The 24,010-nt window shown below is 28.8% G+C and carries 28 protein-coding genes; 22 read left to right on the forward strand and 6 right to left on the reverse strand.

The window, feature by feature from the left end:
• Positions 1–193: 193 nt before the first annotated feature.
• Positions 194–1,489, reverse strand: coding sequence for a hemolysin family protein (locus LQE93_RS09645; RefSeq protein WP_186839045.1), 1,296 nt, complete (start codon positions 1,487–1,489; stop codon positions 194–196).
• A 272-nt stretch (positions 1,490–1,761) separates the two neighbouring features.
• Here LQE93_RS09645 and LQE93_RS09650 point away from each other — a divergent pair, with 272 nt between their 5' ends.
• The 7 genes from LQE93_RS09650 to LQE93_RS09680 all read left to right on the forward strand — a co-directional run bounded on the left by LQE93_RS09650 (position 1,762) and on the right by LQE93_RS09680 (position 6,968).
• Positions 1,762–2,463: a DUF1287 domain-containing protein gene (locus tag LQE93_RS09650; protein ID WP_231073296.1), complete on the forward strand. Its 702-nt coding sequence runs from the start codon at positions 1,762–1,764 to the stop codon at positions 2,461–2,463.
• 179 nt (positions 2,464–2,642) lie between these two features.
• Positions 2,643–3,374, forward strand: a complete 732-nt coding sequence (locus tag LQE93_RS09655; RefSeq protein WP_231073297.1) for an MBL fold metallo-hydrolase — start codon at positions 2,643–2,645, stop codon at positions 3,372–3,374.
• A 151-nt stretch (positions 3,375–3,525) separates the two neighbouring features.
• Positions 3,526–3,666 (forward strand): hypothetical protein, encoded by a 141-nt coding sequence (locus tag LQE93_RS09660; RefSeq protein WP_156334254.1) that lies wholly within the window; start codon positions 3,526–3,528, stop codon positions 3,664–3,666.
• 184 nt (positions 3,667–3,850) lie between these two features.
• Positions 3,851–4,339, forward strand: a complete 489-nt coding sequence (locus tag LQE93_RS09665) for an NUDIX hydrolase (protein ID WP_186839674.1) — start codon at positions 3,851–3,853, stop codon at positions 4,337–4,339.
• A 155-nt stretch (positions 4,340–4,494) separates the two neighbouring features.
• Entirely contained in the window at positions 4,495–5,538 is a 1,044-nt protein-coding gene (locus LQE93_RS09670; protein ID WP_186839675.1) for an ADP-ribosylglycohydrolase family protein, read from the forward strand.
• A gap of 110 nt (positions 5,539–5,648) precedes the next feature.
• Entirely contained in the window at positions 5,649–6,377 is a 729-nt protein-coding gene (locus LQE93_RS09675) for a TIGR01906 family membrane protein (protein WP_186839676.1), read from the forward strand.
• Between the two features lie 237 nt (positions 6,378–6,614).
• Positions 6,615–6,968, forward strand: coding sequence for a DUF5661 family protein (locus LQE93_RS09680; protein ID WP_055264576.1), 354 nt, complete (start codon positions 6,615–6,617; stop codon positions 6,966–6,968).
• A 153-nt stretch (positions 6,969–7,121) separates the two neighbouring features.
• On the opposite strand, the gene LQE93_RS09685 is transcribed toward LQE93_RS09680, so the two are convergent.
• Complete coding sequence (locus tag LQE93_RS09685; protein ID WP_231073310.1) at positions 7,122–7,544, reverse strand: hypothetical protein; 423 nt, start codon at positions 7,542–7,544, stop codon at positions 7,122–7,124.
• Positions 7,545–8,404: 860 nt separating this feature from the next.
• On the opposite strand from LQE93_RS09685, the gene LQE93_RS09690 reads away from it, so the two are divergent.
• The 12 genes from LQE93_RS09690 (at position 8,405) to LQE93_RS09745 (ending at position 18,877) form a co-directional block, all read left to right on the forward strand.
• Entirely contained in the window at positions 8,405–9,223 is an 819-nt protein-coding gene (locus tag LQE93_RS09690; RefSeq protein WP_231073314.1) for an alpha/beta fold hydrolase, read from the forward strand.
• 129 nt (positions 9,224–9,352) lie between these two features.
• Positions 9,353–9,748, forward strand: coding sequence for an RrF2 family transcriptional regulator (locus LQE93_RS09695; RefSeq protein WP_055264579.1), 396 nt, complete (start codon positions 9,353–9,355; stop codon positions 9,746–9,748).
• A gap of 56 nt (positions 9,749–9,804) precedes the next feature.
• On the forward strand, positions 9,805–10,644 hold the full coding sequence (locus LQE93_RS09700; protein ID WP_186839677.1) for a serine hydrolase: 840 nt from the start codon (positions 9,805–9,807) through the stop codon (positions 10,642–10,644).
• A gap of 137 nt (positions 10,645–10,781) precedes the next feature.
• On the forward strand, positions 10,782–11,453 hold the full coding sequence (locus tag LQE93_RS09705; RefSeq protein WP_055264581.1) for a biosynthetic peptidoglycan transglycosylase: 672 nt from the start codon (positions 10,782–10,784) through the stop codon (positions 11,451–11,453).
• Between the two features lie 157 nt (positions 11,454–11,610).
• Positions 11,611–12,048 carry a GNAT family N-acetyltransferase gene (locus LQE93_RS09710; protein WP_055264582.1) on the forward strand — a complete coding sequence of 146 codons (438 nt, stop codon included), beginning with the start codon at positions 11,611–11,613 and terminating at the stop codon, positions 12,046–12,048.
• 257 nt (positions 12,049–12,305) lie between these two features.
• Positions 12,306–13,073, forward strand: coding sequence for a class I SAM-dependent methyltransferase (locus tag LQE93_RS09715; protein ID WP_055264583.1), 768 nt, complete (start codon positions 12,306–12,308; stop codon positions 13,071–13,073).
• A 69-nt stretch (positions 13,074–13,142) separates the two neighbouring features.
• Entirely contained in the window at positions 13,143–14,087 is a 945-nt protein-coding gene (gene nikB / locus LQE93_RS09720; protein ID WP_055264584.1) for a nickel ABC transporter permease, read from the forward strand.
• Positions 14,088–14,099: 12 nt separating this feature from the next.
• Positions 14,100–14,912, forward strand: coding sequence for a nickel transporter permease (gene nikC, locus LQE93_RS09725; protein ID WP_231073315.1), 813 nt, complete (start codon positions 14,100–14,102; stop codon positions 14,910–14,912).
• Positions 14,913–14,931: 19 nt separating this feature from the next.
• Positions 14,932–16,524, forward strand: coding sequence for an ABC transporter substrate-binding protein (locus LQE93_RS09730; protein WP_331000420.1), 1,593 nt, complete (start codon positions 14,932–14,934; stop codon positions 16,522–16,524).
• Positions 16,525–16,536: 12 nt separating this feature from the next.
• Positions 16,537–17,328, forward strand: coding sequence for an ABC transporter ATP-binding protein (locus tag LQE93_RS09735; protein WP_231073317.1), 792 nt, complete (start codon positions 16,537–16,539; stop codon positions 17,326–17,328).
• Positions 17,329–17,344: 16 nt separating this feature from the next.
• Positions 17,345–18,097: an ABC transporter ATP-binding protein gene (locus LQE93_RS09740; protein WP_231073326.1), complete on the forward strand. Its 753-nt coding sequence runs from the start codon at positions 17,345–17,347 to the stop codon at positions 18,095–18,097.
• A 42-nt stretch (positions 18,098–18,139) separates the two neighbouring features.
• The gene (locus tag LQE93_RS09745; RefSeq protein ID WP_055264588.1) at positions 18,140–18,877 is read left to right on the forward strand and encodes a class I SAM-dependent methyltransferase; all 738 of its coding nucleotides are present in this window, start codon (positions 18,140–18,142) and stop codon (positions 18,875–18,877) included.
• Between the two features lie 148 nt (positions 18,878–19,025).
• Here the strand turns inward: LQE93_RS09745 and LQE93_RS09750 are convergent, their stop codons facing one another.
• Positions 19,026–19,436: a hypothetical protein gene (locus tag LQE93_RS09750; protein ID WP_231073333.1), complete on the reverse strand. Its 411-nt coding sequence runs from the start codon at positions 19,434–19,436 to the stop codon at positions 19,026–19,028.
• Between the two features lie 555 nt (positions 19,437–19,991).
• On the opposite strand from LQE93_RS09750, the gene LQE93_RS09755 reads away from it, so the two are divergent.
• Complete coding sequence (locus LQE93_RS09755) at positions 19,992–20,564, forward strand: helix-turn-helix domain-containing protein (protein WP_231073335.1); 573 nt, start codon at positions 19,992–19,994, stop codon at positions 20,562–20,564.
• A gap of 219 nt (positions 20,565–20,783) precedes the next feature.
• Here the strand turns inward: LQE93_RS09755 and LQE93_RS09760 are convergent, their stop codons facing one another.
• From LQE93_RS09760 to LQE93_RS09770, 3 genes are read right to left on the reverse strand one after another with little or no spacing between them, the layout of a single operon-like run.
• The gene (locus tag LQE93_RS09760) at positions 20,784–21,776 is read right to left on the reverse strand and encodes a zinc-dependent alcohol dehydrogenase (RefSeq protein WP_231073336.1); all 993 of its coding nucleotides are present in this window, start codon (positions 21,774–21,776) and stop codon (positions 20,784–20,786) included.
• 29 nt (positions 21,777–21,805) lie between these two features.
• Positions 21,806–22,177, reverse strand: a complete 372-nt coding sequence (locus LQE93_RS09765; protein WP_231073338.1) for a hypothetical protein — start codon at positions 22,175–22,177, stop codon at positions 21,806–21,808.
• A gap of 30 nt (positions 22,178–22,207) precedes the next feature.
• Positions 22,208–22,399: a hypothetical protein gene (locus tag LQE93_RS09770; RefSeq protein ID WP_055264593.1), complete on the reverse strand. Its 192-nt coding sequence runs from the start codon at positions 22,397–22,399 to the stop codon at positions 22,208–22,210.
• A 123-nt stretch (positions 22,400–22,522) separates the two neighbouring features.
• On the opposite strand from LQE93_RS09770, the gene LQE93_RS09775 reads away from it, so the two are divergent.
• Both LQE93_RS09775 and LQE93_RS09780 read left to right on the forward strand, forming a co-directional pair.
• On the forward strand, positions 22,523–23,077 hold the full coding sequence (locus LQE93_RS09775) for a TetR/AcrR family transcriptional regulator (RefSeq protein ID WP_231073355.1): 555 nt from the start codon (positions 22,523–22,525) through the stop codon (positions 23,075–23,077).
• 418 nt (positions 23,078–23,495) lie between these two features.
• A complete protein-coding gene (locus LQE93_RS09780) occupies positions 23,496–23,942 on the forward strand; it encodes a MarR family winged helix-turn-helix transcriptional regulator (protein ID WP_055264596.1) in 447 nt (148 codons plus the stop codon).
• Positions 23,943–24,010: the final 68 nt, after the last annotated feature.

Below are 24,010 nucleotides of genomic sequence, written 5' to 3' on the forward strand. Positions count from 1 at the left end.
GCTTGCAAGATAGAAAGTTAATAGAAGTAGGTAAATGTCTTAACCACGAAGGTTTAGCGATATAAATCGTTTAAAGCTTTGTGGTTTTTAAATTTTTATTATTAATAATAATTTTACTGCAAATGTTTAAGAATAGTATTATATAAGAAAGATATTAAAAAGAAGTTGTCAGAAAAAGACAACTTCTAATTTTTTATGCAATTGTAATTTGAACTTTATCAATTCTCTTATTATCTAGGGATAAAATTTTAAATATTATAGAGTTTATGGTTATTTCTTTATTTATATAACCATTAGGAATTACACCTAGATTCTCAAGAACTAGTCCACCAACTGTGTCTATAATTTCAGATTCTAAATTAAGAGATAAATATTTATTTACATCAGATATGGTAACAAGTCCGTCAACTATATAATTTTTATCATCAAGCTTCTTAATTTTTGAAGAGTTATCATCATATTCGTCTGAAATTTCACCTATAACTTCTTCTATTAAGTCTTCTAAAGTAACAATTCCAGAAAAACCACCATATTCATCAATTAATATAGCCATATGATTTTTTGTTGATTTTAATTCTTTAAGCAAATCATCTATATTTTTTGTTTCAGGCACCATATAAGGTTTTCTCATTATAGATTCTATAGATAAATTTTCAATTCCCTTATTAACTACATTAGAAAAGATATCTTTCATATATAATATACCAACTATATTGTCAATATCATCGTCATATATAGGAATTCTAGAGTAGCTTTCTTCTAAAATAGTATTTATATTATCTTTAATACTTGACTTAACTTCAAGACAGAATGTTTCTGTTCTTGGTGTCATAACTTCTTTTGCTAATATATCATCAAATTGAATTATTCCATCAATCATATTTCTTTCAGTTTCATTTAAAGCCCCTTGCTCCTCGCCAAGCTCAATTAAACTCTTGATTTCTTCTCTTGATACATTTTCTTCAATGCCATCAGTTTTAATACCTAAAATTTTTAAAAGTAAATTAGTTGATGCAGATAAGAACCATACGAATGGTTTCGTAAGCTTTGAAATAAAGATAATAGGTTTTACCGTAAACATAGCAACTTTTTCAGCATTTTGCAGAGCTATTCGTTTAGGTAACAATTCACCGAGAACTAATGTTATATAAGAAATCAATAGAGTAATTAATAATACTGATATATTTGAGCTATAAGGCACACCTAGACTAGATAAAAAATAAGCAAGTCCAGATGATATTGAAGTTGCAGCAGATGCAGATGCGAAGAAACCTGCAAAAGTAATACCAACTTGAATTGTAGCTAAAAAATTACTAGGTTCTTTTAATAAACCCAATAAAAGCTTGGCTTTTTTATCGCCATCTTCAGCTAATAAAGTTATTTTGGTTTTGTTGATAGATACGATTGCCATTTCAGCAGATGCGAAAAATGCATTAACCATAACTAAGATAAAAATAAGAATAAAGTTCCCACTCGGGCTACCGTCCATTTAATAATATTCCCCCTCAAAAATAAATTAACTTATTATAACATAGTAAAATTTCACTTACAAACAGCAAAAGGAACATTAAAAACATAATAGATGGAGATACATGAAACTATAAATCCATAATTAAATAAAATACTTTTTATTAATAAAATATACTCAAAAACAAAGAAATTTGTTAACAAATAAATTGTAATAATTCTGTAACGTTAAAAGCGGTTATTTTAATATATAATAGTAAATAAGGATAATTATAGTAAATGGAGGTGGAGAATATGGGATTTAATTTAAAGATAAAAAGTATTATAAAATATTTTATAATTATAATTGTATTTATCATACTTGTCGGGATAGTAGTTGCATTAGATTTTTTTAATTTATTACCACAACAAAGTTATACAGCGGATGATTTTGATATAGAAACTATATTAAGTGATACTGATTATAACGGAAATGGAATAGATGATTATACAGATATAGTTATTGGTGCTAGAATTGATGCTAAAAATAAGCCTAAATATCATAGTGCTTATTATGATGGAGGATATCCACCTAATGAAGAAGGTGTATGTACTGATGTTATATGGAGAGCATTTAGAAATGCAGGTTATTCTTTAAAAGATATGGTAGATAAAGATATTGAAGAGAATGTTGACTTGTATCCAAGAGTTGAAGGTACACCTGACAAGAATATAGATTTTAGAAGAGTACCTAACTTAAAGGTGTTTTTTGATAGGTATGCAGAAGCTTTAACTTTAGATCCTTATGACATAGAGGAATGGCAACCAGGAGATATAGTTATTTTTGGAGAACAATATGTTCATATAGCTATAATTTCTGATAAGAGAAACAAAGATGGGGTACCATACATAATTCATAATGGAGGACAACCAGTTAGAGAAGAAAATATGCTTGTAAAATACACAATTTGGCAACCAATAACAGGACATTATAGATTTAAAGGGAAAGTTGATTAGAATCAAATAGTACAATATTCTTAAATATTTAATGAAACAATAAATCAGGGATAGAGTGAAAATATTAGGTACATTATTTTAGTATTAAAGTCAAAAAATATTCTAATAATATTTAGTATAAATAAATTTTATTTACTTCTTTTATAGTATTTAATTTTAAAGGAGTTTTGGAGGAAAAAATGAAATTAAATGATAATATTTATGTACTAAAATTAAAAGCTACAATGAATCCTAATGAATATATATATCCTGTATTAATAGCTAAGGAGAATAGATTACTTTTAATAGATACTGGTAATCCAGGACAGATTGATGATATAAAAAAAGCTATTGAAGAGGAAGGGCTTAGCTTTCAAGATTTATCAGCAATAGTTATCACTCATCAAGATATAGATCATGTAGGATGTGTTAAGGATATTTTAAATGAGTTACCAAATGTAAAGGTATTTGCATCTGAAAATGAAGCTAGATATATAAATGGAACTAAAATGCCTACTAAAGTAGCAAATTTAGAAAGAAATCTTAACTATTTACCCAATGAAGCTAAAGTTTTATATGAAAAAATGAAAAATTTTTATTCTTGTAATAAAGTTGAGATAGATGAGATTTTAAATGATGGCGATTTGATTCCAGGATTTAATGAGGTGAGTGTTATTTATACACCAGGCCATACACCAGGTCATTTAAGCTTATATATAGAGGAGGAAAAAGTATTAATTGCTGGAGATGCATTTATAATTAAGGATGGGAATATAAGAACTACGGATAGTGATTTAAACTTTAATGATAAAGAATATTATAGCTCTTTAAAGAAATTACATAATTATGATATAAGGGAAGCTATCTGTTATCATGGAGGAATATACAAGAAAAATATAAATAAAGCTATTAAAGATATAATAAATATATAGTTAAGGGAAAGAAAAGAGTTAGAGATTTATATAAAAAAAGCTCTAACTTTTTTAGTTTAAGCATTATTTATAGATACTTTGTATAGAATTAAGTAAAAGTGGACAATAATTAAACTGAAGAAAAAAATGTTATATATAAGGAGAAGTATTTATGGATAAGGTTATATGCCCAAAATGTAATGAAATAGTAACTGAGGGAGCTGGAGTTAAGTCAGAAGGAATAATAACTTGTGAAAAGTGTAAATATCAACTACATTGGGAATGTGATGGAGAAAAGACTATTAGCAAATAATATTTTATATAAAAATATGCCTTTAGCATGGAGCAAATTATCTATGCTAAAGGCATATTTATTTTATTAATAAAAAACCTTTGTAGTGAAGAGATAATTAATATATTAAATTAAGTTTTTTAATTTAATAATAGGAAATATTTAGAACTATACTGAATAATAATACTAAAAAGGGGGCTTGTTAATGGAATATGCGGATGTTTATGACAAAGACAGAAGAAAGTTAGGAAAAACCGTACTAAAAGGAGATAAGCTTACCCCAGGAGAATATTATTTAGCAGTACATGTATGGATTATGAATAGTAAAGAACAGTTTTTGATTCAAAAAAGAGCTAGTACAGTCTTATATAATCCTAATAAGTGGTCTTTAACTAGCGGAGCAGCAATAGTAGGTGAAGATAGTTACGGAACATGCATAAGAGAAGTTAATGAAGAGCTTGGGATAGAACCTAATATGGATTGTGCTAAAGTTATGTTCACTCTAGAGAGAGGTGATAATTTTTGTGATATTTGGTTAGTTCAACAAGATATAAATTTGAATGAATGTGTACTTCAAGTTGAAGAAGTTAGCGAAATTAGATGGGCTACCAAAAAAGAAATTTTTAAAATGATAGCAAATGGAGAGTTTGTACCATATCCATATATAAAAAGGTTTTTTGAAAAGATTAGTTAGTGCTGATAGCAAGAGAAATATTTACTGATATAAGAAATACTTATCTGGTCATAGAAAGTATTTTCATCTCATTCAAAGCTAAATATTTCTCTTGTGAAAAAGCAAATTTAAATTATACATATTAAAAACTCTTAATTAATAAGGAGGAAAATCTAATGCGAAAAACTAAGGTATATTATAGAGGATGTTTAGTTGGAGGGGCTATAGGCGATGCTTTAGGCTGGCCAGTTGAATTTATGTCCTTGGAAGAAATAAAAAGTAAGTATGGAAAAAATGGAATAAATAACATTATTATAGGGAGACGAGGAAGAGCTGAAATAACAGATGATACACAAATGACTTTATTCACTGCAGAAGGATTATTAAGAGGAGAGACTAGAGGCTATAACAAGGGAGTAAGCGATAGTAATAAATGTATATATAATGCTTATTTAAGATGGCTATATACACAAGGTGATCCAGCAGATGATGATTTAAATATATATGATGGGTATTTAATTAAGCAAAAAGAATTATATGTAAAAAGAGCGCCAGGAATGACTTGTTTGACATCGTTAAGAAATAGAGAGTTAGGAACTATTGATAATCCTGTGAATGATAGCAAAGGGTGTGGATGTGTGATGAGAGTAGCTCCAGTGGGACTATTTTATAGACCTAACTTTGCTTTTAATAAAGGCATGGAATGTGCCGCTATAACACATGGTCATATTACAGGACATTTATCAGCAGGAGCTTTTGCCTATATTATTTCTAGTATAATATCTGGAATGGATATAGTTCACTCTGTGGAAGATGCTTTAATTGAACTTTCTAAATATTATAATAGTGAAGATGTTATAGATATATTAAAAAAGGCTATTAATTTATCTACAAGTAAAAAGAGTAATGAGATATGTATAAAAGAAATAGGACAAGGATGGATTGCGGAAGAAGCACTTGCTATAGCAGTTTTTTGCGCATTGAGATATAAGGATGATTTTGAAGAAGCAATAATAGCAGCGGTTAATCATAGTGGAGATAGTGATAGTACAGGAGCTATGACAGGAAATATTTTAGGTGCACATCTAGGTTTAAATAAAATTCCTAGAAAATGGACTAGTAAGTTAGAGTTATATGATGTAATAACTAAAGTTGCAGATGATTTATTAACAGGCTATTCTGATGAGGGAGATTGGTGGATGAAATATCCGGGATATTAAAGGATTATAGTTAAATCAAATGTAAATGTTATCATCGAAAGAATAAATAGAATAAGGTAGTAAGTGTGATATAATTATGTTAACAAATGAAAGAAGTATAAGGAGAGCGTATGGGAAAATCAAATGTTAATATAATTAAGAAAGAAAAAAGTATTATAAAAAACTTAGCAAAATGTGCTTGGATAATATATTCAAGTATTGCAGCTATATGTATAGCTGCAGTAACAATTATAAATTCTACATGGATATATAAGTTAGTAGTTAAAAAGTATGATTTAACAACTATAACAGGATTAAGTGAACAAGCTTTAATGATGGAATATGGAGGATTGATTAATTATCTTCAAAACCCATTTATAGACAAGCTTGAATTTGATAATTTTGTTATGAGTACTTATGGAGAAGTTCATTTTTACGAGGTTAAGAAGATATTTATAGCCTTGATGGTAATTATTGCTGTTTTTATAATGGCATTAGCTGGATGGTTCATTTTTAATAAATATAAAAAGGGTTCGATAAATATTAGAGGATTACTAAGAAATTTTAATAATAGTGCAAACCTATTAATAATATTCTTTATAGGAATAGTAGTTCTTTATTTAATAGATTTTTCATGGGCATTTACAATGTTTCACAAGTTGTTTTTTAGAAATGACTATTGGATTTTTGATCCAAGGATAGACCCAATTATAATTGCTCTTCCAGAGGAATTATTTATGATATGTGGGGGAGCAATTTTAATTTTATTAGTTATTATGATTATAGCTGTTAAATGGGGATATTATAGAAACAGAAATAATATTAAGTCATACTCAGAAAACAGTGCTATAGAGGTATAAATAGCATAATACGATTATGAGAGAAAATGGGAATAAAACAATTTATGCAAATTGCAAAAATTATAGTGAGATAATGTTCATGTTAAGAACATATTGTTTAGTACCAATAAAAGAGGAGTTAAGTAGCGATAAGATAGAGATTTAAATAAGGGGATTTATTTATTATAGGAATAAATGTATCAATAGTATTTTATAAGAATATGATGTAATGACAATAAATTTTAATTAGGATTTAAAATGAGTAAAACTAAGTCTGAAGTAAAAAAGATTAGAAAAAAGATATCATATACCTTAAAGCATGAAAGAGAATCTAAGAATCAACCATCATTTACTAAGGAGGATGCATTACTTATAGCTAGAGCCTTGAAAATTGATTTCGCTAAAGAAAAGTTTGATTTAGACGAGTTTACGGCTGGGGTTAATGTTGAACTTGAACATGGAACAAAGTGTCCCGAATGTAATGTAACCAAAAATGATCCAATACTTACAGGAAAAATAGCTTTAGCGCATTTGAAGGAGTTCCCGGATTATTACACAAGGTTAAAGAAGTTGGAGGAAGAAGCTACAAAATATTGGAGTGAAAATGTTTAGTTAATTTCCATGATTTTAGAGGCATAACTAGTAGAGATAAGATTAGTTGAGAAAAACTACTAGATGAATTTGATAATATAAGACAATTGCCTTCGGAATAGAGTTATGACACTCTGCCGAAGGCACATTTTTTTTAAATTAAGTTTTTATTAGTTATGCAGTAACGCTAACTATCCAGTCTTTACATTGTGGAATTGTGCAAGCTACGTCTTGAGGATCTACCTTTGTTACAAATATTATATCTCTAGTATCTACAGTTGGTCTAAGTTTTTCTAATATTTCATCAGAATTTAAATCAGATACTACTAAGAAACCGGTAGGGGTAAATTGTGCCCATTTTCCTAGTGTTTCTATTGTACAAACTAAATCATAATCTGGATCCCCTCCGCATCCACAATCTTCACCGTGTTCGTGGTCTTCTCCACAACCACAGCTATCACTATGTTCGTGATGATGGGCTTCTCCACATCCACAGTTATCATTATGCTCGTGGTGATGCTCATCTCCACATCCACAACTTTCACTATGAGCATGTGTTCTTTGTTGCATAAAATATGTAATTAAATGTACTGCCATAATAACACTCCCTTTTTATTTATTTTTTACTTAAGTTCATTTAAGAAATTAGAACTTTAAAGATTTACTTAACTGTATACTATACTACTTGGGATTAAAAAGCAAATAATCAAAAATAACGTATATAAGATATATTTATAAATTTTAAATGTAAAGCGATTATAAAGTTGAAAAATAACTATATATGAATTAAATTCGAGATTTTATTTGCAATTAGATTAAAATTAAATATTTATACAAAAATTAATGGAAGAGACTTAAAGAAGATTCTAGATTGATTTAAAAGTTAAATAATATTTATAAAAGTCAGCATAGGAATAGTCTATGTTAACTTTTATATTAACGAATAATTAATAAAAATATAGAAAAAAAATCAATAAAAAGTGGTAAAAATTTACAGTAAGGGGTATAATAATTATATATAGATATTAAAAGTTACTAAGGGATAAATAAAAATAATCTTGAGAATGTGTTTATTTCTTGTTAACGTTTAAATGGGTGGTAAAAGGGAGATGTAGCTATGAAAGAGAGAGTAAAAATAATTTTTCAACGTATACTATGGAACCACAAAAAAAGAGTGATGTATAGAAAGCGTAATAAGATAAAGAATGAAAAAATAAAAAAAGCTATATAGTAAAAGAATTATTTAAGATACAATATATAAATTTCATATAAACTTTAGTATATTAAAAAATATTATATACATTAGAGATAGTTAGATAATATAAAAAGTAGAGCTTCGGCTCTATTTTTTTATTTTAGTTATATATAAGGTGAAATCCTTAGACCCGTGGAATCACAAATATATCAGCATAGCAATAGTATAGTAGTGAAAATTTTTATTAATGGAGAAATATAAAGTGGGATATTATGTTGGAGTTAGTGGCAATACAAAAATTTATGTAGAGGACATTAATATAGAATGTAAGGACGTTATAGTGTTTCTACATGGATGGCCAGGAAACCATAACTTATTTGAATATCAATTTGATTACTTTTCACAAAAGGGATATAGATGTATAGGGTTAGACCAAAGGGGATTTGGAAAATCTGATAAACCATTATATGGGTATGATTATAATACATTGGCTGATGATATAAAATCCGTTGTTGATCAGCTTAAGTTGAAAGATTTCACATTAGTGGGACATTCTACTGGGGGAGCTATTGCGATAAGATATATGGCAAGACATAATGGCTGTGGAGTATCAAAACTTGTATTATGTGCAGCTGCAGCACCTAGTCTTATAAAACGACCTGACTTTCCTTATGGGTTAGATAAATCAGCGATTGATAATATAATAATGGGAACTTATATGGATAGGCCTAAGATGCTAGAAGACTTTGGGAAAAGTTTTTTCTATAGGAAGGTAAGCAGACCGTTTTCAGAATGGTTTTTACAATTAGGTTTCCAAGCAGCAGGATGGGCTACAGCAGAAGTTGCCCGTACATGGATTAATGAGTGTCTTTTTGAAGATATGAAAGAAATAAATGTTCCTACACTAATCATGCATGGAATCCACGATAAAGTAATTTTACCTCCACTTGGAGAGGTGCAAAATAAACTTATTAAGAACTCTAAACTAGTAAAGTTTAAGAAAAGTGGACATGGACTATTTTATGATGAGAAAGATAAATTTAATGAAGAATTGATGAGATTTATTGAGGAGGATAATTAAATTTAATTATTCCAGTCTTCGCATATGATTTGCTAATTTGAAGTAATGCAGATATTAACTTATGTTATAACTGTAAATAAAACTATGATATAATATGAAATAACAGTAATAGAAAAAGAGGCGATAATAATGCAACTATCAAAATTTACAGATTATGCTTTTAGAGTATTAATATATTTAGCAAATAATAGAGATAAACTTTCTACTGTAGAAGAGCTGGCAGTAGAGTTAAATGCATCAGAGCATCATATAAAAAAAGTAGTTCATAAGCTTGCAAAAACAGATTTTATAATATCTATAAAGGGAAGAACTGGTGGACTTAAGCTGGGACTAGAGCCTGAAGAGATAAATTTAGGAGATGTTCTTAAGTTAACAGAGGATAATCTTAATCTAATTGAATGTTTCAATAAGCCAGATAGTTGTCCATTTATGGCTCCTGGCTGTAAGCTTAAAGGCATATCAGCAGGTGCACTTAATCGATTTATTGATGAATTTTCAAAATATACACTAAAAGATATTTTATAAAAAATAGTATTAATGGGAATTATAATGATAGATATAGCAAAAGGTGAGTGTTTAGTATGTTATATAATGCATTATTATTTCCATTATTTTTTTCTATGTCATTATTTATGAACAGGGGACAGGTAGAGAGTAGTCCTGATATTAAGAGAGCAGTAGAGGAGTGTATAGATAATTATAGTGAAAATGTAGCTGTATATTATTATAGATTAGATGGAAAAAAAGAATATTATTTAAATGAAGACAAGGTATTTAGAGCAGCTAGTTTAAGTAAGGTTCCTCAGGCAATGGAGGTGTTAGATAAAGTAAGTAATGGTGAGTTATCTTTAGATACAATAATAGAATATAGTGAAGAGGATTATGAAGAAGGCACAGGAATACTTAAATTAAAAGAGAACATAGGAAGTATGACTGTAAAAGAAGCTTTAGAATTATCATTACTTTACTCTGATAACATTGCTAATAATATGTTGAACAGGATATGTGGCTATGATTTAAATTATTATATATCAAAATTAAGTGGTGAAGATATAACTGTGGGAAATATTACAACAGCAAAAGAGCAGGTTGAAATTTATCGGAAGCTTTATTCAGATGAGAAATATTCTTTAATATTAGACTTGCTAAAAAAGACATGCTGTCATGATAGATTAGACAAGTATATTGAAAATGATAAAGTAGCCCATAAATTTGGGAACTATTATCGATATTATCATGATGCAGGTATTATATATGACGACAATCCATATATATTGGTGGTTCTAACTAAGGATATAGGAGCATTATCAGAAGTTCTTGAAGATGGAGCAATAGAAGATGAAAGAAGGTTAATTGATGATGGAGAAAAATCCTGTGAACTTATAGCTGAAATATCTATTAAAATATATCAATGCAATTAAAATAATGAGTTTCTTAATATACAATATATTAAAGTATTAGTAATAACTTGACTATAAAATAATTGTTATATTTTCACATATTATTAGAAATATGATAAAATATATGTGAAATTATATTGATTAATTGGGGGGATTATATGAAGAAGTTTTTTATTGGACTAATTGGACTAATATTGTCGATAGCTATTATATCCGTTGCTATGATTGCAGCTTCAGGACATACCAAGTATAAGGAAGCCATAGATACTATTAGTTTAAGTGACAAGATTAATGAGATAAGAAGCTCTGATACTTATGTTGAGATTGATGATATTAGTGAAACATTTAGAGATGCTATAGTAGCAATAGAGGATATGAGATTTTATGATCATGGAGCTATTGAGCTTAAGTCATTATTAAGAGCTATTTTAGTAAATCTTAGGGAAAAAGAAGTGCTTCAAGGTGGAAGTACTATAACTCAGCAGGTTGCAAAGAACCTATACTTTGATAATGATCAGAATTTTATAAAAAAGATAGCTGAGATGTTTGTAGCATTCGATTTAGAGAAAAATTATAGTAAAGATGACATATTAGAGCTTTATGTAAATATAATTTATTACGGAGATAATAATTATGGAATAAAGGAAGCTAGTAATAACTATTTTGGGGTAGAACCTATAGATTTAGATTATGACCAAAGTACATTACTTGCAGGTCTTCCTCAAGCACCAAGTGCATATTCTTTAGGGGAAAACTATGAGCTTGCTAAAGAAAGACAAGAAGAAGTAATAGAAGCACTTGAAAAGTTTAAAAAATTAAAAAATAAATAATAGTTAAAGTTAGGAAAATCTTAACTGAGCAAAACACAATAAATAAGTTAGGTATACAAAAAATATGCCTAACTTATTTTTAAATTGTAAAAAATATTGCAAAAGAATATAATGATAAAATGTTAATTTATTATGAGTAAAGAAAAAGGAGATTTTAATGAAATTCAAAGAAATTACATTGTCTGATATAGATATCATTTCTAATATTTATACAGAAACATTTAGTTCTGAGCCATGGAATGAACCATGGACAAAGGAAATATCAAATAAAAGATTAAAACAAATGATTAATTGTGAAGGCTTTTTTGGCCTTATTGCTTATGAAGGAGATTCTCCTGTAGGTATGATACTTGGAAATGAAGAATATTCTTTCAGAGGTTTAGAATTTTATATAAAAGAATTTTGTACTAGTAATACCGTTAGGGGGAAAGGTGTAGGAACCTTTATTTTAAATGAATTTCAAGAACGTCTAAAATCTAGAGGAGTATCAGAAGTTTGGCTGTTAACATCTAAAGAGGAAACAACAGAAGGATTTTATAACAGAAGAGGGTATACGTCTTGCAATGATTGGGTTCTTATGAGAAAAAAACTTTAGAATATTACTAAAAAAGGTTGTACATGAAAATAAATAGATGTTTTCGTGTACAACCTTTTTAGTTATCATAACATATCAGCAGCATAGATATTCCTTAATTTATGGAGGTTAATCAAATTTATACAGTCTATTAAAACAAAGCCATTATATTATTCAAAATTTCGAATTTGAAAAAATAATAACCCCAGGGGGAGGATTGTTAAGCAAAACTTCTGTTGATATACTTTATTGAAGAATAATGTTTTAAGAGGTGGAAAATGTCAAATTTATTAAACGATATAGAAAAATACTGGACAAATAGAGCTGATGGATATTCTAGTGTTAATAAAGGCGAGTTAGCTACAGTACAAAAGGATAAATGGCTAGATGAAATTGAGAAAAATTTAAATGAGCTATCTAATAAGCCTAAAGAGAATATAAAAGTTTTAGATATTGGGTGTGGACCTGGCTTTTTTTCAATAATTTTGGCAAGGGCAGGATATAAAGTTACTGCAGTTGATTATACTAGCAAAATGATTGAAAAAGCAAAAGAGAATTGTGGAGATATTGCAGATAAAATAACTTTTATAAAGATGGATGCGCAAAACCTAAAGTTTGATGATGAAAGTTTTGATGTTGTAATTTCTAGAAATTTAACATGGAATTTAGAAAAGCCTGATATGGCATATAAAGAATGGATACGAGTATTGAAGAAGAATGGAATTCTATTAAATTTTGATGCTAATTGGTATCATCATTTATTTGATGATGAGAAGAGAAAAGAATATGAGGAAGATAGAAATAGAGTTGCTAATAGCAATTTAGAAGATCATTATACTTGTACTGATATCGAGTCTATGGAGGAAATAGCTAAAAAGGTTCCGTTAAGTAGAATAATACGTCCACAATGGGATATTTTAACCTTAAATAAGCTTGGAGTAACATCGGTTAATGTAGATTTAGATATTTGGAAAAGCTTATGGTCTGAAGAGGAAAAAGCTAATTATGCATCTACTCCAATGTTTTTAGTTAAAACTATTAAGTAATTAATTTAGTTATTATTAAATTATATTATTTTCTTTAAAGATAAATAAAACTAAGAAGGGAGAAAGCTTGTGATAAAGTACATATGCAAAAGGTTTCTTCAGCTTATACCGATTTTATTTGGAATAACATTCATTACCTTTGCAATGATGAATACTACAAATGTAGATACAGTAGATAAACTACTAGAGAATACTGGGGGAGTAGTTTCGCAGCAGGTAGAAGATGATATGAGAAGTGAGTTGGGATTGGACAAACCTTTTTTAGTTCAGTATGGAAATTGGATGCTAGGAATATTTAAAGGGGACATGGGTGAATCTTATGTTTCTGGAAAGTCAGTATTTAGCACAATAATATCAAAGTTGCCAAATACATTTCTTTTAATGGCTTCATCTATACTATTAACTATTTTAATAGCAATTCCTTTAGGTATTATTGCAGCTGTTTTTCAAAATAGGTTTATTGATTATATTATAAGATTTTTAAGTTTTATAGGTAATTCACTGCCGGGATTCTTTTTAGCATTACTATTAATTCTTTTATTTTCTGTAAAATTAAAGTGGCTACCTATTATAGGTTCATCAAGTGGTACTAATTTGAAGAGCTTAATTATGCCAACACTTACACTTTCTGTGGCAATGATATGTAAATATATTAGACAAGTAAGAGCTGTAGTATTAGAGGAATTAAATAAAGATTATGTTAAAGCTGCTTATGCGAGGGGAATAGGAGTAAAAAGTGTTTTACTTAAAAGTGTACTTAGATGTTCATTAATGACTATTATTACACTATTAACGCTATCAATTGCATCTCTACTTGGTGGAACAGCTATAGTTGAAACTATTTTTATGTGGGACGGAGTAGGAAAATTAGCAGTTGATTCAATTAATATGTATGATTACCCTATGATACAGGCATATGTAATTTGGATGGCATTTATATATGTAGCTATAAATCTTATATCTGATATAGTACATCATTATTTAGATCCGCGTATAAGATTAGGAAAGGAATAGGGAGTAATGGTTATGAGTAAAAAGAAAAAAACAAAGATAAAATTAATTATCTTTGCTAGTATATGTGCGATTATATGTTTAATAGCATTAATGTCAGAACACATTGCTCCATATGATCCTTATGCTCAAAATTTAAGTGAAGCACTTAAAGCACCGTCTTTAGCACATGTTTTTGGTACAGATAGATATGGAAGAGATGTATTTTCAAGAGTATTAGTAGGTGGAAGAAGTAGTATTTTTTCTACTCTAGCATTGATATTAATAATTACGATAGTAGGAACAGTAGTTGGATTATATTGTGGTGTATATGGAGGAGCTAGAGACATTATACTTATGAGAATAGCAGATATGTTTTTAGCGTTTCCAGGTATGGTATTTGCTATTGCAGTAGCAGCTGTTTTAGGCGGAGGAATGCAAAATGCTGTAATTGCATTAGCTGTAATTAGTTGGCCAAAGTATGCAAGAATAGCTAGAACTCAGGCAATGACTCTAAAAAACCAGACATTTGTTGATGCAGCAAGGCTTAATGGATTGAGTAATGGCAAAATAATAATTAAGCATATATTACCTAATGCTATAGGGACAATAATTGTAATGTCGGCGGTAGATATAGGAACAATGATGATGGAGCTTGCAGGGCTTTCTTTTTTAGGGTTAGGAGCTATAGCTCCAGCAGCAGAATGGGGAAGTATGATGAATGATGGAAGAAGTATGATTCAAACTTCACCATGGATGATTTTAGCACCTGGAATAGCTATTTTTATAACTATAATGTGTTTTAATTTATTAGGAGATACAATTAGAGATTATTTTGATACTAAATAATTCATGAGGAGTAGGGAAAGTGAACAGGAGAAAAAATAAGTTAATAAGTTTATTAATGGTAGGATGTATATTTACATCAATATTAACTGGATGTGGAAGCAGTACGGAAAAAGATGCTAGTGATAAAGTAGAAGGAAATAATACTATAACAAGTTCAAATGAAAAAGTATTTACTTATGGAACAACAGCATATGGTCCAGAGATGGGTAATGCAGGCTTAAATCCACATGATAATTATTCAGGGTGGTCAGCAGTGCGTTATGGCGTTGGGGAAACTTTATTTAAGTTTAATGAGAATATGGAGTTAGAACCATGGTTAGCAACTGGTTATGAACAAATTGATGATAATACTATGAAAATTTCTTTACGGGATGATGTTTATTTCAGTAGTGGAAGAAAAATGGATGGTGAAGCTGTTAAAGAGTGCTTAGAAGACCTTATTAATGTCCATGATAGAGCTCCTGGTGATTTAGATATAAATAAGATAGAAGCAGATGGACAAAGTATAACAATAACTTGTAATAAGAAGGTTGTAGATTTATTAAATTATTTAAGTGACCCATATGGAGCAATAATTGATATGGAGTATGGTGTTACTGAAGATAGAAACGTAGCAGGAACAGGACCATTTATAGCTGAAAAAATATCAGATTCAGAAATAGAGTTAGTTAAAAATGATAATTATTGGAATGGAGAAGTGAAGACTGACCGTGTAATAGTTAAGAGAATTACAGATGGAGACACTCTTACTATGGCACTTCAAAGTGGAGAAATAGATGCAACGCAAGGGCTTCCATATGCAAGTTTACAATTATTCGAAAATAATGATGATTATAAGATAAGCTCTACAGATACATCTCGTACATTTTTTGCAGCTATGAATTATGATAATGAAAACTTACAAGATATAAATGTTAGAAAGGCAATAGCATCTGCCATAGATAAAGAAGGTTTTACAAGTGTATTGTTAAATGGCAATGGAACTCCAGCAGTAGGACCATTTCCAGAAAACTTTGCATTTGGTGATAAGACTGTAACGGCATCTGAATATAATCTTGATACAGCAAAGGAATTATTAAAGAAATCAGGCTGGGAAGATACAAATGGTGATGGATATGTAGATAAAAATGGAGAAAATTTAACTATAAGATGGTTAACATATCCAGGTAGACAAGAGTTACCTCTTCTTGCAGAGTCTGTTCAGTCAACATTAAAAGAAATAGGAATTGATGTGAAAGTTAACTCTACAGCAAATCATTCAGATGTTTTAAAAAGTGGAGACTGGGATATTTATGCTAGTGCATTTGTAACAGCACCTACAGGAGACCCAGCATATTTCTTTACAACACATGCATTAAAAGATTCCGCTAAAAATAGAGGAAAATATTATAATGAAGAATTAGAAAATTTATATGCTGAAATGAGTAATACATTTGATATTGAAGAAAGAGGAAAATTAGCAACAAGAATGCAACAAATTATTTTAGATGATGCTTCATTTATTTTTGCTTCTCATTTAAAAATGTCCTTTGTAATGAAGTCAAATATTTCAGGCTTTGAAGCTCATCCTTCAGATTATTATGAGATTACAGCTGAACTTTCAGTAGAATAGATAGGAGGATATATGAAAAAGCCTTTACTACAACTTAAAAATATATCTATAAAATATGATAATAAACTTGTAGTTAATAATATTTCTATGTCTGTATATGAAGGAGAAATACTTGGAATAGTAGGAGAGTCGGGAAGTGGAAAAAGTACTCTTATAAAATCTATAATTGGTATTTTAGGCGATGGAGGCCGTATTGTAGAGGGAAGCATAATATATGAAGGAAAAGATATTACTAATTTAAATAAAAAAGAGTTAATGGCAATTAGAGGACAAGCTATAGGAATGATATTTCAAGACTGTAAGTCTTCTTTTTGTCCAATTAGAACAATAGGAAATCAATTGTATGACTCAATGAGAGCTCATATGAAAATTACGAAAAAAGAAGCATTAATTAGGGGAGAGGAAATATTAAGAGAACTTAATATTAAAGATCCTAAAAAATTTCTTAATAGCTATCCTTTTGAATTATCAGGCGGTATGAATCAAAGAGCTGGAATTATGATGGCGATGGCATCTAATCCTAAAATATTATTAGCAGATGAACCTACTAGTGCATTAGATGTGACAGTTCAGCGTAAGGTTATTGATGAGCTTATGAATTTAAGAAATAAGTTTGGAACTACTATAATTATTGTAAGTCATAATATGGGAGTAATTTCTTTGATGTCAGATAATGCTTTAGTAATGAAGAATGGAGAATGCATAGAGTATGATTCAACAGAGAAGATATTTAATTATCCAACAAAAAGATATACTAAAGAGTTAATTAATGCAATGCCTAAATTAAGAAATGAAGCAGTTTAAAGTGAGGTGATATGTAGTGCAAGAAGTACTAAGAGTTTCATCTATAAAAAAGACATTTTCAAAAGGTGGCAAAAGTAATACTGTAATTAATGAAGTTAGTTTTACAGTTAATAAGGGGCAATGTGTTGGAATTGTTGGAGAAAGTGGATGTGGGAAAAGTACAACAGCCAGAATTATATCAGGGCTACTTGATTGTGATGAAGGTGAAATTAGTTTAAGTGGAAATATATTAAGTAAAAATAGTAAGGTTAGACTTAAAGAAGTACAAGGAAAGATTCAAATGGTATTTCAAATGCCTACAGAATCTTTTAATCCAAGAATTAAATTAGGAAAATCTATTAAAGAAGCCATGAGTAAAACCTTAACTTCTGTAGAAAAAGAAGAAAAGTTAAAAAATCTCTTTGATGAGTGCTTATTAGAATATGAATTAGCTGATAGATATCCTAAGGAAGTAAGTGGAGGACAATGTCAAAGAGCTGCAATAGCAAGGGCGTTAGCAAGTGATCCAGAATTACTTATTTGTGATGAAGCAACAAGTGCACTAGATGTAACAGTTCAACATAACATAATAAAGCTATTAAAAAATATACAAAAAAACAGAGATATGGCAATACTTTTTATTTGTCATGATATAGCATTAGTACAACAATTTTGTGATTACATATTGGTTATGGATGAAGGAAAAATTATTGAAGAAGGTACTGTAAATGAGATAATTCTTAATCCTAAGGAAGTTTTTACGAAAAAGCTTATTAGTTCTGTTATTTAGATTTGATATTATAATATAGTAGGGAATTAAACGGAGGAAAAAATGAGTTATTTAGAGGATATAAAATCTTATTGGAATAAAAGGGCAGAGGGTTATTCAATAAGTAATAGAGAAAGTTTAAATAGTGATGAAAAGGAAGAATACGAAGAAGTTTTAAAAAAGTACATAAATAAAGATGAAAAGTGTAAAGCCATAGATATGGGATGTGGACCAGGATTTTTAGCAATATTATTAGCAAATCTAGGTTGTGAATCATATGGCTTTGATTGCACTGAAAATATGTTATTAGAGGCAGAGGAAAACTCAAAGCAAGTAGGCGTTAAAATACATACGATTAAAGGTGATGCACAAAATCCTCATATCGAAGACAACACTTTTGATTTATTAGTAAGTAGAAACCTTATTTGGAATTTAGAAAATCCAGAAAAAGCATATAAAGAATGGATTAGAATATTAAAACCAGGTGGGAAAATTATAATTTTTGATGGAAATCATTATTGCTATATGTTTGATGAAAGATATATGGAAGAAAGAGAAAGTGTTACTCATGTAAATGATCATAAAAATATGATGGGAGTAAGTACAGAGGCAATTGATAAAATAGCGTACAATTTACCATTAAGTAGAGAAATACGACCACAGTGGGATAAAGAAGTATTAGAATCTTTAGGTGCTAGAATTATTGATATAGAGATAAATGAGGTATCATATAAAAATAAGCAAAATGAAGATATAAAATTAATTAAAAGTTTTAAAATTGTATGTGAAGTACAAAAATAAAATGTTTAATAGTTAAAAATCAAATGATGTTTGGAAAAGTTACTATGGCTATTGCAGTATTGCAATAGCCATTTTAGTATTTATAGCTTTTTTAAATTTTCACTATATACTTTATTAAATTACTAACTTAGAGTACTTTCATTTTCTATTATTGTATGTACCCATTTCCAGCTCCAGTCATAGCTTTTATTTGATAAAGATTAAGTTTCATACCAGCAGTATTTAATAGTTCATTAATTTTTTTACTTTTGTGATTATAGCTATTTGTAATACAAGTATTATTAATATCTGATGATTTTATTGTATTTTGAGCTGCATATCCATTTCCAGCACCAGTCATAGCCTTTATTGTATGAAGATTAACCTTACCTGATATATTTGTTACTACATCATATATTTTTTGACTTTTGTTTGAAGTAGTAGCTACTGCACAAGTAGTATTATTTGAGTAGTTATATCCGTTTCCAACACCAGTCATAGCTTTTATTTCATGTAGATTTAATGCTCTTCCATTTTCCTTAATTACTTCATAAATTTTTTCTATCTTATTGTTTCTCATTTTAAATTCCTCCTAAAGTTTAAAAATTTCTATTAATTCGATTTTTTATATCGTTGATTTCCTTGTTACATTATTAAATACAAGATTTAAATTTTATTTAGGGACCTTTTTAGGTGAAAGTCCAAATTTTATATTTGGTTACTTGAACCTACTCCTACGAATGTATATGAGTAGTGAGTTTCCCATAAAGTTCAAATTTTATATTTGGTTACTTGAACTTTACTCTTAATTGCTTTGTCATTATTAAATACAAAGGTTAATTTTGTTTTAGGGACTATTTATAAAAAATATAAAAATTTTTTTAATTAGTAGTAAATGTGTTGTTGTTTGCTGCTATTTGATAGCATGTATATAAATAGGAATTTGTAGATATATTAAGAAAGTGGAAATTATAAGGTGAAAGATTTATGTTATACAATTTTTATAATATAAAGCTTTTGCTACGATACGTTGCATTAAGGAAAACAACAGTTTCTTGTACTTTTGAGATCCATAGGCTACTGTGAAATTACTACAATAAGTTTATGTAGAAATTAGAATATGGAGGTAAGAATTATGACCTTAGGAGAAAAATTAAAAGAAGCAAGAAAAAGGGGAGGATTGTCCCAAGAACAATTAGCAGAAAAATTATCTGTATCTAGACAAGCAGTTAGTAAGTGGGAATCTGATAAGGGAATGCCTGATATAGGAAATCTAAAAGCAATAGCAAACTTGTTTAATATAAGTATTGATTATTTGCTAGATAATGATAGTAATATAGATAAGCTAGTAATCAAAGAGTCAATCAATTTAGATGACTTTGTAAAAAGTGGACGCTGTAGATGTAAGCAAGATGAAGTGGTATTAAAGAAATTCAATGATGCAGACTTTATTTATCCACTTATGCGTAAAAAGAAGTTAACTCCTATTGAGAATGTCTTGGACTTTATTACGCAACCAGGAATTTTTAATATAGCGTATCAGCTTAAAGACCGCAATGAGTATTATTTAATTGAAAAAGAAAATCAGCAATATTTTGTATCTGTATCAAAAGAATTTATTGAGACAAGGCAGTTAAGTAATAGGGTGGATCCAAAGAAATTTGTTATTGGAGATATTGAATATAAAAAAGCGCCATACAAATTTTAAAGGAATAGTAGTGTATGAATTTCAAGTTGTACAGTGGATTTAATAGATAATATTAATAAATAATGAACTAAAAGGACCAATAATTATCGGCCCTTTTTAAATACTTTATTTTTAACATTACTCTTGAACATAGTGTTTTATTTAAATATGGAGTGACTTGTAATCGAATATTGTGTTTAAAAATTTATTAGAATTTGTTACATTATTAAATTAATACAATTAAAACTTAATAACTACATTTAAAGAGTTTTTAGTGTCGCTGGCAGTTTGAATTGCTTGTTCTATTTTATCTAATGAAAATTCATGGGTAATCATTGATTCAATATTCCATTGACCACTTTTCATTATCTGCATAACATCTTTTACATCTTCAGGCATATATCCGCCAGAACCGATAATACTTTTTTGTGAAAATGTTAAATGCAATAAATCAATGCTTTGTAAAGCGTTATTAACAGCTACTGATACAAATTTACTTTCAATTTTTCCATATTCCATAAAAAGATTTAGGATATCTTCTGATCCCGCTGCATCAATAAAACAGTCGATATCAGCTACAGTTCCATTAAGAGAGCTTGCTTCACCAAAATATTTTTTAGCCGTTTCATTAAAATTTTCATTTTGGGTATTACATGTGTAAAAGCCCATATTCTTAGCAATTTTCAACCTAAAATCAGATACATCACAAACCATAACCTTATCAATGCCAAAATATTTAAGGGCTATTGCAGCTGATAGTCCTATTGTTCCACAACCAAAAACTACAGCTTTTTGACCTTGTTTTAGCTGACCTCGTCTTGCTGCTCTACAACCAACAGTAAATGGCTCAATTAAACAAGCTATTTTATCAGAAATAGTATCATCTACTGGATATAAAGAAATATTTCTTTTGGCATTAGGAATCAGGATATATTCTGAAAAATCACCGATAGTACCTGCACGTTTTGTATTACCTTTAGCATATCTAGGATATGGATAAACACGCTCACCAACTTTAAAGTCAGAAACTTTTTCTCCAATAGCTACAATACGAGAGATAGTTTCATGCCCAAATTCTTCTCCAACTGTAATACGATGTCCTGTGTTTGGTCCGTGATTATAGACTGCAACATCTGTACCACAAATGCTAGAGTAAATATTTTGTATTAATACATCATAATCACCAGGTTTCTCCAAAGGTAATTCTTGAATTTCTATATTGCCCTTGCCCATATAAATTGCTGCTTTCATATTATTTTTCATTACTTTATTCCTTTACATATTGGGATTAAACAAATTAGTATAATAATTCCTATAAGCCCAACGATTATTCCCTGAACCATAAGCCCCTGCCAAACCATAGTCATGCACATTCCAACACCTAATAGCAATGCCCCCACAATTCCTAATAGCACTATTCCAATAGCTTTTTTATTTAATTCGATTGCAGGCTTTCCCTCCATTTTTCTACGAACAATAAGCATAATAATCAATATAATAATTCCAATTGTACCTACTACAATACCTTGATTAAAAGTATTCCATTCAGTAATCATTGCCATGCACATTCCTAATGCAAATAGAACTAAACCAACTGTACCTATAATAAGTGAAACAAAATTTTCTTTTTTCATAAATTTATCCTCCTACTCTAAATTTGATTTTTATATATTTTTTATATTTTCTTTAATTCTATCTTTTGCCTGTGATGTAGTTTCACCATCTTCTGCCAAGAAAGTATCAATAAACTTATCTTCAATTTTTTGATATTTAGAAACAACGGCATTTTCAATTTTCTTGTACTTCGTTACAACAGTATTTTCAATTTTTTTATTCACATTTGTAAGCTTTGACATATCTACACCTCCCTTTATTCCAACACTTGTTTGTTTTTTCACTTTATAGTATAATGACTACCAAATACTGTAACAACCATCAATATTCCAATTTGTGTTGGAATAATGAAAATTGGAGGTTTTATGAATACAAAAAATAATAAAAGATTTCATGACACAGAGATTCGTATGGAAGCTGCTATGTTAGAGATTATGAAAAATACAGAGTTTGAAAAAATTACAGTAAAAAAGATATGTGAGAAGGCTGAGGTAAATCGTTCTACGTTTTATGCTCATTTTATAGATATATATGATATGATTGATAAAATGGAAAAGGAGCTTAGTAAAGAGTTATTAAATCAATATTCAGCATATAGTGAATTGAAAGTTTTCTCTGAAGAGTCTTTTATTCCATTTTTAAGACATATCAAAAAGCATAAATATTTTTATAAAATCAATCTACAAACAAGAAAAGATTTCCCTCTAAAACAAGGCTTTGAGCGATTATGGGAAGTTATAAAAAATATTTGTATTCAAAATGGAATAACATCTGATGAAGAAATTATGTATTATTTAATTTACTTTCAAGCAGGATTTACAATGACATTAAAGCATTGGGTAGATACAGACTGTAAAGAAGATGAAGCTAAATTAGCAAAAATTATAAGAAAGTGTATACCGAGTACGTTAAGCTCATAAAAATAATAAGAACAAAGAAAAAATGGAGCGTCAATATTGACGTTCCATTTTCTAGCATTCAAATAAATTGTACTAATTATCTTATTGTCTATATCCATTACCTGCACCAGTCATAGCTTTTATTGTGTGAAGGTTAACTTTACCTGATATATTTGTTACTACATCATATTTATTGTTTCTCATTTTAAATTCCTCCTAAAGTTTAAAAATTTCTATTAATTCGATTTTTTATATCGTTGATTTTCTTGTTACATTTTTCGATAAAAAATAAAAAAATTATCCACTAGTAAATGTTATCATTGGCTTAGTTTGGAAGTGTTCAAAAATAGTTAACATTTTAGTTGTAACATTACTAATTGACTTTAATAATATAGAGATTATAATATACATAGTATGCTATGTATTTAGGGAGGGTACTATGAAGAAGTGCAAGAGAAGAAATGACATAGGTCTTCTTATTAAATTAGTTGATAATAGGATCAAAAAGGCTATTAATAAAAATTTGATTAGATTTAATTTAACTGCAACTCAAGAAAAAGTGATGTGGAGTATATTTAGGATGCAGGAACATTCAAAGGATGTTTTTCAAAAAGATATTGAGAGAGAACTAGATTTAAGTAATCCCACAGTTACAGGTATACTTAAGAGATTGGAAGAGAAGGAAATGATAAAGAGGATTCCAAGTTCTGAGGATGCTAGATATAAGTGTCTTACATTAACTGATAAAGGTCTGGATGTAATTCATGAATGTATGGATTTTGGAGTTAATTATATTGAAAAGAAATTAACTAAGGATATGACTGAAGAGGAATTGAATACTTTAAGAACCTTATTAAATAAAGTTATTGATAATATGGATGAATAGTTCTTTTATAAGCTTATATATAGCTTGCTATATAAGAAATTTTAGTGTTAATTTATTGTTATAAAGGT

The organism is Clostridium sp. NSJ-145 (genome assembly GCF_021044725.1).
GTDB classification, from domain to species: domain Bacteria; phylum Bacillota; class Clostridia; order Clostridiales; family Clostridiaceae; genus Clostridium; species Clostridium disporicum_B.

What these genes read in the sequence shown, in the direction of transcription:
- LQE93_RS09645 (WP_186839045.1), bottom strand. Translation starts at nt 1,489, where the DNA reads ATGGACGGTAGCCCGAGTGGGAACTTTATTCTTATTTTTATCTTAGTT.
- LQE93_RS09650 (WP_231073296.1), top strand. Translation starts at nt 1,762, where the DNA reads ATGGGATTTAATTTAAAGATAAAAAGTATTATAAAATATTTTATAATT.
- LQE93_RS09705 (WP_055264581.1), top strand. Translation starts at nt 10,782, where the DNA reads ATGAAGAAGTTTTTTATTGGACTAATTGGACTAATATTGTCGATAGCT.
- nikC (WP_231073315.1), top strand. Translation starts at nt 14,100, where the DNA reads ATGAGTAAAAAGAAAAAAACAAAGATAAAATTAATTATCTTTGCTAGT.
- LQE93_RS09680 (WP_055264576.1), top strand. Translation starts at nt 6,615, where the DNA reads ATGAGTAAAACTAAGTCTGAAGTAAAAAAGATTAGAAAAAAGATATCA.
- LQE93_RS09675 (WP_186839676.1), top strand. Translation starts at nt 5,649, where the DNA reads ATGGGAAAATCAAATGTTAATATAATTAAGAAAGAAAAAAGTATTATA.
- LQE93_RS09765 (WP_231073338.1), bottom strand. Translation starts at nt 22,177, where the DNA reads ATGAAAAAAGAAAATTTTGTTTCACTTATTATAGGTACAGTTGGTTTA.
- LQE93_RS09770 (WP_055264593.1), bottom strand. Translation starts at nt 22,399, where the DNA reads ATGTCAAAGCTTACAAATGTGAATAAAAAAATTGAAAATACTGTTGTA.
- LQE93_RS09715 (WP_055264583.1), top strand. Translation starts at nt 12,306, where the DNA reads ATGTCAAATTTATTAAACGATATAGAAAAATACTGGACAAATAGAGCT.
- LQE93_RS09755 (WP_231073335.1), top strand. Translation starts at nt 19,992, where the DNA reads ATGACCTTAGGAGAAAAATTAAAAGAAGCAAGAAAAAGGGGAGGATTG.
- LQE93_RS09775 (WP_231073355.1), top strand. Translation starts at nt 22,523, where the DNA reads ATGAATACAAAAAATAATAAAAGATTTCATGACACAGAGATTCGTATG.
- LQE93_RS09665 (WP_186839674.1), top strand. Translation starts at nt 3,851, where the DNA reads ATGGAATATGCGGATGTTTATGACAAAGACAGAAGAAAGTTAGGAAAA.
- LQE93_RS09695 (WP_055264579.1), top strand. Translation starts at nt 9,353, where the DNA reads ATGCAACTATCAAAATTTACAGATTATGCTTTTAGAGTATTAATATAT.
- LQE93_RS09660 (WP_156334254.1), top strand. Translation starts at nt 3,526, where the DNA reads ATGGATAAGGTTATATGCCCAAAATGTAATGAAATAGTAACTGAGGGA.
- LQE93_RS09750 (WP_231073333.1), bottom strand. Translation starts at nt 19,436, where the DNA reads ATGAGAAACAATAAGATAGAAAAAATTTATGAAGTAATTAAGGAAAAT.
- LQE93_RS09655 (WP_231073297.1), top strand. Translation starts at nt 2,643, where the DNA reads ATGAAATTAAATGATAATATTTATGTACTAAAATTAAAAGCTACAATG.
- LQE93_RS09760 (WP_231073336.1), bottom strand. Translation starts at nt 21,776, where the DNA reads ATGGGCAAGGGCAATATAGAAATTCAAGAATTACCTTTGGAGAAACCT.
- LQE93_RS09745 (WP_055264588.1), top strand. Translation starts at nt 18,140, where the DNA reads ATGAGTTATTTAGAGGATATAAAATCTTATTGGAATAAAAGGGCAGAG.
- LQE93_RS09685 (WP_231073310.1), bottom strand. Translation starts at nt 7,544, where the DNA reads ATGGCAGTACATTTAATTACATATTTTATGCAACAAAGAACACATGCT.
- LQE93_RS09780 (WP_055264596.1), top strand. Translation starts at nt 23,496, where the DNA reads ATGAAGAAGTGCAAGAGAAGAAATGACATAGGTCTTCTTATTAAATTA.
- LQE93_RS09700 (WP_186839677.1), top strand. Translation starts at nt 9,805, where the DNA reads ATGTTATATAATGCATTATTATTTCCATTATTTTTTTCTATGTCATTA.
- LQE93_RS09735 (WP_231073317.1), top strand. Translation starts at nt 16,537, where the DNA reads ATGAAAAAGCCTTTACTACAACTTAAAAATATATCTATAAAATATGAT.
- LQE93_RS09670 (WP_186839675.1), top strand. Translation starts at nt 4,495, where the DNA reads ATGCGAAAAACTAAGGTATATTATAGAGGATGTTTAGTTGGAGGGGCT.
- LQE93_RS09710 (WP_055264582.1), top strand. Translation starts at nt 11,611, where the DNA reads ATGAAATTCAAAGAAATTACATTGTCTGATATAGATATCATTTCTAAT.